The sequence below is a fragment of the Nocardia sp. NPDC003963 genome, assembly GCF_053605105.1.
The window spans coordinates 1-9,236 of sequence record NZ_JBSGIP010000089.1 but is presented as its reverse complement, the minus strand read 5'-3'; the positions used below and the strand labels follow the sequence as shown (position 1 = coordinate 9,236).

Genomic DNA, 9,236 nt, shown 5'->3' with positions numbered 1-9,236 from the left:
GTCTATCGCCGGCAGGTCAGTGATCTCAGCGATACCGTGTGGTGCCCCGAATGGTGGAAGCATACGGAAGCGATCGCGCGACTCGACGCCATGTGTCCACGAATCGGATCTCCCGGGGCCTCTTGTGTACCGAGAGTTCGCCTGCCACATGGTCGATGAGTTCTTCCGCCGCCGGCGCCGCGCCGCGTGGGACCACGAAGGCGACGATCCGCTGCCCCAGGTCCGGGTCGGCGAGGCCCACGACAGCCACCTCGGCCACAGCCGGATGGCCCAGCAGTGCGGTTTCCACTTCGCCCGCACCGATCCGGTAACCGCCGGATTTGATGAGGTCCACCGATTCGCGGCCGACGATCCGATGGAATCCGTCCGCGTCGATGGCGGCCACATCTCCGGTGCGGAACCAGCCGTCTTCGGTCCAGCAGCCGGCGGTGGCTTCCGGGCGGCCGTAATAGCCGTCGAAGAGCATCGGTCCGCGCACCTGGAGGCCGCCGACAGCGGAGCCGTCGTGCGGTACCGGCTGCCCGGTTTCGTCACGGAGCCGGGTTTCGACACCGCGCACCGGTACTCCGACCCAGCCGGGTCGCCGTTCGCCGTCGGCCCGGGCCGAGAGGGTGATCATGGTTTCGCTCATGCCGTAGCGTTCGACCGGCCGGTGTCCGGTGAGTTCCGCGAGCCGCTCGAAGACCGGTACCGGCAGGGGGGCGCTGCCGGAGATCAGCAGCCTCGCCGCCGCGAGTTCTTTCGCCGCGGCCGGATCCTCGGCGATCCGGGTCCATACCGTGGGCACACCGAAGTACATGGTGCCCGGGGTGGCCGCGTAGTTCGCCGGGGTCGGTTTACCGGTGTGCACGAGTGGGCCGCCGATCCGCAGCGGCCCGAGCAGTCCCAGGATCAGGCCGTGCACGTGGAACAGCGGGAGTCCGTGGACCAGCACATCGGACGCGGTCCAGGACCATGCGTCGGCGAGGGCGTCGAGTCCGGCGGCGATGGCGCGGCGGCTGAGCACCACGCCTTTGGGAGCGCCGGTGGTGCCGGAGGTGTAGAGCACGAAAGCCGGTGCGCCCGGATCGGGTTCGGGGTAGGTGTGCCAGGAGCGGGCGTGCAACCGCACCGGTACCACGGGAAGCGGTGTTCCCTCCGGCGCTTCGCCCAGCCACGCCTGGGCACCGGAATCGGTGAGCATATGGTCGAGTTCGGACGTTCCGGAGTCGGGCGGCACCGGTACCACGGTGACACCGGCGATCAGGCAGCCGACCACGGCGAGCACGGTCGCCGCGGTGGGCCGGGCCAGTACGGCGACCCGCTCGGCCCGAGCCACCCGTTCGGCCACCGAGGTGGCCGCACCGAGCAGATCGCTGCGCGACAGCGTCACACCGTCGATGGTCACGGCGTCCGGGATATCGGCGCCCGCCGCGACGGCGAGCGGGTCGAGGGAGCTGAGCAGACGGTGGCCGTAGGACATGCGCCCAAACTACTGCCCCGGACCGGTACCGATGCCCGGCCCCCGGCCGGATCGGTTCCGGAAATCCGCCGACCGGACCGGCCGTTCCATTTCGCGTCGATTCCGCGGCCCATCAGTGAAAATCTATCGATTCAAATTACCTTTATCATATGGAGGCTTGAATTTCGTAGGAAATCGCATAATTCCCGGCGCCACTTGACACATATAGGCTGCGACGAGAGGGTGAATCGTCAGCTTTCTCGAGCACTCGGAACGGTTTTTCCATGACCAGACCCACCTCCGCGGAGCCGCCCGTATCCCGCTCGACCGGCGAACCGGCCGATTCCGCACCGGCGGCGCACGACGAAGAATTCGATTTCCGTCCCTATATCGACGGGGCGGCGGTACTCGGCGCCGCCGCGAATGTGATCATGCAGCTGGCCGCCCCAGGAGTCGGTTACGGAGTTCTGGAAAGCCCGGTCGACAGCGGAAAACTGACGCTGCATCCGGTGAAGCGCACCCGCACCACACTCACCTATCTGGCGGTCGCGCTGCTCGGCAGCGCCGATGAGCGGGCGGCCTACCGAAAAGCCGTCGATACCTCACATCGCCGAGTGCGCTCGAACCCGGGCAGTCCGGTGCGGTACAACGCCTTCGACCGGAATCTGCAATTGTGGGTCGCGGCATGCTTGTTCTGGGGCGCACGCGATATCCGGGAGCGAATGCGCGGCCGGCCCGATCCCGAACTCGAGGAGACGATCTACCGCCATTCCGCGCGGTTGGGCACAACCCTGCAGGTACCACCGGAATCGTGGCCCGCGACCCAGGCGGCATTCGATCGCTACTGGACCGAGAACCTGGCCGCGACCAGGATCGATCCACCGGTCCGGGACATGCTGGACGAGATAGTCGACCTGAAGATGTTCCCCCGCCCGGTCCAGCTCCTCGGCGGCGGTTTCAACCGGTGGGTCACCGCCGGGCTGCTTCCACCGCATCTGCGCGCGGAGATGGGTATGACCTGGTCGGCGGACGACGAACGCAGATTCGGTCGCCTGCTGCGTGGATTGGGCCGCGCTTCGGCGATACTGCCGGTACCGCTGCGCAGTTTCCCGATCAACGCCTACCTGATCGATTTCCGGATCCGCCGCCGGTTCGGACTGAAACTCGTCTGAGTCGAATCACGAATATGAAAACAACCCGGTTCGAATTTCAGGAATCGGCCACCTGTCCCGGCACCCGGAACGAGACCGCCACATGATCACGCGCGTATCCGCGCACCGCGATATCGTCGTCCAGCGGGATCACCGTCTGCGGAGTCAGCGCCAGCGACAGGGCGGTCCGGGCGATCATCTCGGCCAGCGGCAGCGGATCGTAGGCCGGGAGTTTGCCTTCCCCCTGGAGACGGGTGATGAATTCGGCGACGTAATCGCGGCCCAATTCGATGACCGGAGCACCCTTGGTCGTCAGATACGGCAGCACGATTTCCGGTTCGGTGTTCAGCAGCCGGTCCAGCAGTTCGTTACCGCGCAGACCGGCGAGGAACGCGACGAACAGTTCCACGATCTGATCCTCGGCACCGGCATCCCGCTCGATCTGCTGCTGCACCGCGGCGTCCACACCCTCGATGAAATCGCGGGTCTGCGCCAGTCCGACGGCCTGGATCAGATCCGACTTACTGGAGAACCGCCGGTAGAGTGTGGCCAGCGAGAGGCCGCCACGCCGGGCCACTTCGACCATGCTCGTACGTTTGATCCCGAAATCGAGGAATGCCTGCAGGGCCGCGGCCAGCACGGATTGATCTTGATCTCGGCGCGGCGTTCGCACCAGAGGCAACAGTTGAGCCAGGGCACCCATCTCGGCACCTTCCCGCGCTCGGCAATGCAATGACGTAGTAAGCATCGCACAGTTGCACCAGCGGTTGACGCAAGATAGAGACAATGAGATGGTTATCATATAATCTTCTCATAGGAAAGAGGTCACCGATGACCGCTCCCCGGCCCGCTCCGATGAACGATCCCGAACCCCAGCGGCTGTACTCACCCAACTTCGATATGAACGATCACATCGTCGGAGTCACCGCCTTCCTGGGCGGCACCGCGAACGTCATCATGCAGCTGGGCCTGCGACCGGTCGCCTACGGCGTGATGGAGAGCGACGTCAAAAGCGGCAACGTCATGGAGCACCCCTTCAAACGGCTGCGCACCACCCTCACCTACCTCGCGGTCGCCATGCTGGGCACCGAAGAAGAACGCAACGCCTACCGGCTCGCCGTCAACACCTCCCACCGCCATATCCGCACCAAACCGACCAGCCCGGTCAAATACAACGCGTTCGACCCGAAACTCCAGCTATGGGTCGCGGCCTGCCTGTACTTCGGATTCGTCGACCTACTGGAGAAGGTCCGAGGCCCGATGGACGAAGCCACCGCCGACACCTTCTACGCACACAGCATCCGCCTCGGCACCACCCTGCAGGTCCGACCGGAGATGTGGCCGGCCGACCGAGCCGCGTTCTGGCAGTTCTGGGAAGAGAACCTCGACGCACTGGAAATCGACGACACCACCCGCGCCTACTTCAACGACCTCATCGACCTGAAGATGGTGGCACCCCCGATCCAGTGGGTATCGGCGAAATTCCACCGCTTCGTCGTCACCGGCTGCCTCCCGCCGCAGATCCGCGAGAAAATGCATCTCACCTGGACCGCAGGCAACCAACGCTGGTTCGACCGCACCATGAAGCTGATCGGCTTCGGCCTCAAATTCCAGCCGCGGATCCTCCGCCAGTTCCCCATGAACTACTACCTGTGGGATATGCGCCGCCGCATCAGCAAGGGCAAACCCCTGGTCTGAGTTATCTACCCCGCTTCGGCGGGGCTGTGTTAATTGCGTCGCCTTCGGCGCCGCGGGGTGGGGCCCTATCAACCCCGGTTCTTCACTCCTACGCTCAGTCGCTGCGCTCCTTCGCTACGTCGCTCCAGAACCGGGGCGGGCCCCACCCACGGATGTGGACCACTTGGGGGTAGATGAAAGGTATGGCTGGGGGTGCGGTGCCGTCCTTCAGCGCCCGGCAAGGGCGCGCAGGAAAAAAGTCAGGTTGGCGGGACGCTCGGCCAACCTGCGCATCAGGTAGCCGTACCACTGGCGACCGTATGGCAGGTAGATCCGCACGAAATCGCCGCGATCGGCCAGCCGGAGTTGTTCGTCGGTACGGATGCCGTAGAGCATCTGGTATTCGAGGTCGCCGGGGCGGCGGCCGGTGATCGTCGCGAGATCGGCCGCGGCCGCGAGCACCACCGGGTCGTGGGATGCCACCAGGGGGCGACCCGCACCGTGCATCAGGATCCGCAGACAACGCAAGTAGGCGCGGTCCACATCGACGCGACGCTGGTAGGCGACCGTCTCCGGTTCCCGGTAGGCCCCTTTGCACAGACGTACCCGGGCGCCCGCGTCGGCGAGTTCGCGGCAATCGTCGGCACTTCGATACAGATACGCCTGGACCACCGTGCCGAGCCAGGGAAAATCCGCGCGGACCTCCCGCGTGGTGGCGAGGGTGGCGGCAGTGGTGGTGTGGTCTTCGGCGTCCACGGTGACCCACACCCGGGCCTCCGCGGCCTTGGTGCACAGCGTGCGCAGATTCTCGACGGCTATCGCCGGACCGTCCGTTCCCAGGGCCTGCCCCAGTGCGGACAACTTGACCGAGACCTCCAGTGGTGCGGCACCGGCGGGCACCTCGGTGGTGGGCAGGGCGGCGAGATCGTTGATCAAAGCCAGGTATTCGCCGACCGCGACCTCGGCCTGCGCGCGGTCGATGGTGTTCTCGCCGAGGAAATCGACACTGACCGCACGTCCGCTCATGAGCAGCCGGCCCGCCGCACCGACCAGATCCGACCGGGCTTCGCCGGGTACGAACCGCCGCACCAGCGCGGCGGTGGCCGGACTGGTGGTCAGCGCATGTTCAACCCGGTCCGATCCGGCCGCGGCGAGGATCGCCGGGCGCAGCGGATTCACCGTGGCTCCCGGCCGGGCAGGCGACGCCCCACCGCGACCGCCCCGCCGGGCCGGTACGGGCCGCTCATCCCCGCTCCATATGCGGATACAGGTGATCGGTGTGCGGGACGAAGGTTTCCTTCAGGGCGCGCGGCGCGACCCAGCGCAACAGGTTCAGCGGTGAACCCGCTTTGTCGTCAGTGCCCGAGGCGCGTGCCCCGCCGAACGGTTGCTGGCCCACCACCGCGCCCGTGGGTTTGTCGTTGACGTAGAAGTTGCCGGCCGCGAAACGCAGGAGTCCGGCCGCTTCCTCCACCGCGTGCCGGTCCTGGGCGAAGATCGCGCCGGTGAGCGCGTACGGGGCGGCCGACTCCACCTCGGTCAGGATCGTCCGGTAGGCGTCGGGCTGGGAATCGTCGTATACGTACACCGACAGGATCGGGCCGAAGTACTCGGTGGCGAACGATTCGTCCCGGGGGTCGTCGGCGAGCAGCACGGTGGGCCGGACGAACCAGCCCTCACTGTCGTCGTAGGTACCGCCCACCGGCACATCCACGCCGGCGGACCGCGCCCGTTCGATCGCGCGCACACTCTTGTCGTATGCCCGCCGATCGATCACCGCGCCGCCGAAATTCGACAGGTCCGCGATATCCCCGTAGGTCAGGCTCTCGGTGATCCCGAGGAAATCCTCACCCATCTCCCGCCACAGCGAGCGGGGCAGATAGGCGCGCGAAGCGGCCGAGCACTTCTGGCCCTGATATTCGTAGGCGCCGCGGATCAGAGCCGTACGCAGGGCGACCGGGTCCGCCGAGGGATGCGCGACGATGAAATCCTTACCGCCGGTCTCGCCGACAATCCGCGGATATCCGTGGTAATTGCCGATATTGGCGCCCACCCGACTCCACAGATACTGGAAGGTCGCGCCGGAACCCGTGAAATGGATGCCGGCCAGGCGCGGGTCGGCCAGCGCGACTTCGGAGAGCGCCAGCCCGTCGCCGGTGACCATATTGATCACGCCGGGCGGCAGACCGGCCGCCTCCAGCAGTCGCATCGTGTAATAGGCAGCCAAGGTCTGGGTGGGTGAAGGCTTCCAGACCACGGTATTGCCCATCAGCGCGGGCGCGGTGGGCAGATTGCCGGCGATCGCGGTGAAATTGAACGGAGTGATCGCGTACACGAAACCTTCGAGCGGGCGGTAGTCGAGCCGGTTCCACACCCCGGCGCTCGATCGCGGCTGCTGCGCCAGGATGTCACGGGCGAAGGAGACATTGAACCGCCAGAAGTCGACCAGTTCGCACGGCGCGTCGATCTCGGCCTGGGCCACGGATTTCGACTGTCCCAGCATGGTCGCGGCGGCCACGGTCTCCCGCCACGGACCGGCCAGCAGATCCGCGGCGCGCAACAGCACAGCCGCGCGTTCGTCGAACGGCAGCGCCCGCCAAGCCGGTGCCGCCGCTATCGCCGCGTCTATCGCGGCGGCGGCTTCGGTATGCGTGGTGTCGGTATAGGTCCCGAGTACCTGCCGGTGGCGGTGCGGTGCGACGACCTCCCGGCGCTCACCGATTCCCGGACGATGCTTACCGCCGATCACCAGGGGGATCTCGGCCGTGCTGTCGGAGATATCGGCGAGCTGACCGAGCAACCGTTCCCGCTCAGGGCTGCCCGGCGCGTAGGTGTGCACCGGCTCGTTACCGGGGGTGGGGACAACTGTGACAGCGTCCATACCCCAGGCTAGCGCCGCACGACCGGCACCGCCCGCACTCGACGCGCGTATCTCTGCGGAGTCGTTACCGCACTGCCGCACCACAGCGGCAGCGCGAGGTCATCCGCGTAGCCGCTGGGCCGCCGTATCGATCCGCTCGTCGGTCGCCGTCAATGCGATACGCACATGTTCGGCACCCGCGGGTCCGTAGAACTCGCCCGGCGCCGCCAGAATGCCCTGCTCGGCCAGCCGGTCGAGAGTAGTCCGGCACGGCTCACCGCGAGTCGCCCACAGATACAGTCCGGCCGCCGAGTGATCGATCCGGAATCCGGCATCCAGCAGCGCCGCCCGCAAGATCTCACGGCGGGCCCGATACCGTTCCCGCTGCGCCGATTCGTGCGCGTCGTCATCCAGCGCCGCCGCCATCGCGGCCTGGATCGGGAAAGGCATCATCATGCCGGAATGCTTACGCACCTCCAGCAGTTCGGCCACCAGCTCCGGATCACCGGCCACGAACCCGGCCCGGTAGCTCGCCAGATTCGAGGTCTTGGACAGGGAATGCACCGCCAGCAGACCCGTATGGTCGCCGTCGCAGACCCGCGGATCCAGAATCGACACCGCCGGCTCGTCCCAGGCCAGCCCCAGATAGCACTCGTCGGAGGCGACCACCGCGCCGCGTTCGCGCGCGAAGGCCACCACCTTCCGCAGATGCTCGACACCGAGCACTTTGCCGGTCGGGTTCGACGGCGAGTTGAGGAAGATGAGCGCCGGACGCTCCGGACCCAACCGGGTGAGACCGTCGGCGCGCAGGATCCGCGTCCCGGCGAGCAGCCCGCCCACCTCGTACGTCGGATAGGCGACCTCGGGAATCACCATCAGATCCGCGGCACCCAGCCCGAGCAACCGCGGCAGCCCGGCGATCAGCTCTTTGGTGCCGATCACCGGCAGTACGGCCGCCTCGTCCACACCGGTGATACCGAAACGCCGGGCCAGCGCGGCCACCGCCGCGGCCCGCAATTCCGGTGTGCCGTGGGTGGTCGGATACCCGGGCACCCCGGCCACCGAATCCAACGCCGAACGGATCAGCGGATCCACCGGATCGACGGGTGTACCCACCGACAGATCCACGAGCCCACCCGGATGTGCCGCGGCCCGCGCCTTCACCTCCGCGATGGTGTCCCACGGGAAATCGGGCAGCGCCGCGCTCACGCGCCGGCGGGCGGAAACCTCGGTACTCATCAGGACAATGCTCTACTCATCGGCCATCGGAGGCAGCTCTTTGATGAACGCCGGATCGAAATCGACCTTGCCCAGCTTGGTGGCGCCGCCGGGCGAACCCAGCTCGTCGAAGAAATCGACATTGGCATTGACGTAGCCGCTCCACTGGTCGGGAGTGTCGTCCTCGTAGAAGATCGCCTCCACGGGGCAGACCGGCTCACACGCACCACAGTCAACGCATTCGTCGGGATGGATGTAGAGCATGCGGCCGCCCTCGTAGATGCAGTCCACAGGGCATTCCTCGATGCACGCCTTGTCCTTCACGTCAACGCACGGCTCGGCGATGATGTACGTCACTCCCGCTCCTAGTCTTCCTTCTTCTCCGGGTAACTGCGCCCGCCCACAAGTATCCCTGGCGCCAAACAGGCTACCCCCGGTGAGCCTGCCCTAAATACTTGCGCCGCCTCCGCGTCGCTGTGTTTGTCGGCGTCGCCTTCGGCGGCGCGTAGTGGGGCCCGCCCCACCCGCGAATGTTGACCATCCGGGAGTAGACAAAGGGCGGGTCCGAATGCGAACGATCCGGAGTATCCGAAGTTCGCTGGTGCGCGTGTCGACCCTCCGGTGCCAGAAACCAAAGGTCCCTACGCCGGCCTGAACACACCACAGGCCCGCATGCCGACCCATCCCGAGGCGCGGAAACCAAACGTCCGCATGCCGACCATCCGGCGTAGCGAAGCCCCCGGGCTCGCCTGCCCCGTGTATCCGCATGCCGACCAGGCCGTCAATGCCCCCGCACCCCCCGAGTCGAGTCTTACGAGACACCTCCAAGGGTTGAGGCCCGTCCCGCCGTTCAGGCCTCGAAGCGCATGCGCGAAGCGCGAGTCTCGAG

Annotated in this window: 7 protein-coding genes and 1 pseudogene; 2 read left to right on the top strand and 6 right to left on the bottom strand. The window is 66.6% G+C overall.

Features of this window, described 5'->3' with window-relative positions; genetic code table 11:
- Positions 1–76 precede the first annotated feature (76 nt).
- A pseudogene (locus ACWEWT_RS38110) lies at positions 77–1,462 on the bottom strand (acyl-CoA synthetase); the annotation flags it as partial.
- Between the two features lie 263 nt (positions 1,463–1,725).
- Here ACWEWT_RS38110 and ACWEWT_RS38105 point away from each other — a divergent pair.
- Positions 1,726–2,613 carry an oxygenase MpaB family protein gene (locus tag ACWEWT_RS38105; RefSeq protein WP_452565785.1) on the top strand — a complete coding sequence of 296 codons (888 nt, stop codon included), beginning with the start codon at positions 1,726–1,728 and terminating at the stop codon, positions 2,611–2,613.
- Positions 2,614–2,650: 37 nt separating this feature from the next.
- Here the strand turns inward: ACWEWT_RS38105 and ACWEWT_RS38100 are convergent, their stop codons facing one another.
- Positions 2,651–3,295 carry a TetR/AcrR family transcriptional regulator gene (locus ACWEWT_RS38100; protein ID WP_452565784.1) on the bottom strand — a complete coding sequence of 215 codons (645 nt, stop codon included), beginning with the start codon at positions 3,293–3,295 and terminating at the stop codon, positions 2,651–2,653.
- A gap of 128 nt (positions 3,296–3,423) precedes the next feature.
- Here ACWEWT_RS38100 and ACWEWT_RS38095 point away from each other — a divergent pair, with 128 nt between their 5' ends.
- The gene (locus ACWEWT_RS38095; RefSeq protein WP_452565783.1) at positions 3,424–4,290 is read left to right on the top strand and encodes an oxygenase MpaB family protein; all 867 of its coding nucleotides are present in this window, start codon (positions 3,424–3,426) and stop codon (positions 4,288–4,290) included.
- A gap of 207 nt (positions 4,291–4,497) precedes the next feature.
- Here ACWEWT_RS38095 and ACWEWT_RS38090 read toward each other — a convergent pair whose 3' ends face one another.
- The 4 genes from ACWEWT_RS38090 to fdxA form a co-directional block, all read right to left on the bottom strand.
- On the bottom strand, positions 4,498–5,448 hold the full coding sequence (locus ACWEWT_RS38090) for a proline dehydrogenase family protein (protein WP_452565781.1): 951 nt from the start codon (positions 5,446–5,448) through the stop codon (positions 4,498–4,500).
- A gap of 64 nt (positions 5,449–5,512) precedes the next feature.
- Complete coding sequence (gene pruA / locus ACWEWT_RS38085; RefSeq protein WP_452565779.1) at positions 5,513–7,150, bottom strand: L-glutamate gamma-semialdehyde dehydrogenase; 1,638 nt, start codon at positions 7,148–7,150, stop codon at positions 5,513–5,515.
- A gap of 99 nt (positions 7,151–7,249) precedes the next feature.
- Complete coding sequence (gene dapC / locus ACWEWT_RS38080) at positions 7,250–8,368, bottom strand: succinyldiaminopimelate transaminase (protein WP_452565778.1); 1,119 nt, start codon at positions 8,366–8,368, stop codon at positions 7,250–7,252.
- A 12-nt stretch (positions 8,369–8,380) separates the two neighbouring features.
- The gene (gene fdxA, locus ACWEWT_RS38075; RefSeq protein WP_452565777.1) at positions 8,381–8,704 is read right to left on the bottom strand and encodes a ferredoxin; all 324 of its coding nucleotides are present in this window, start codon (positions 8,702–8,704) and stop codon (positions 8,381–8,383) included.
- Positions 8,705–9,236 lie beyond the last annotated feature (532 nt).

Bases quoted from the DNA above. Each gene is read 5' to 3' on its own strand.
- pruA (WP_452565779.1), bottom strand. From the start codon at position 7,150: ATGGACGCTGTCACAGTTGTCCCCACCCCCGGTAACGAGCCGGTGCAC.
- ACWEWT_RS38100 (WP_452565784.1), bottom strand. From the start codon at position 3,295: ATGGGTGCCCTGGCTCAACTGTTGCCTCTGGTGCGAACGCCGCGCCGA.
- ACWEWT_RS38095 (WP_452565783.1), top strand. From the start codon at position 3,424: ATGACCGCTCCCCGGCCCGCTCCGATGAACGATCCCGAACCCCAGCGG.
- dapC (WP_452565778.1), bottom strand. From the start codon at position 8,368: ATGAGTACCGAGGTTTCCGCCCGCCGGCGCGTGAGCGCGGCGCTGCCC.
- ACWEWT_RS38105 (WP_452565785.1), top strand. From the start codon at position 1,726: ATGACCAGACCCACCTCCGCGGAGCCGCCCGTATCCCGCTCGACCGGC.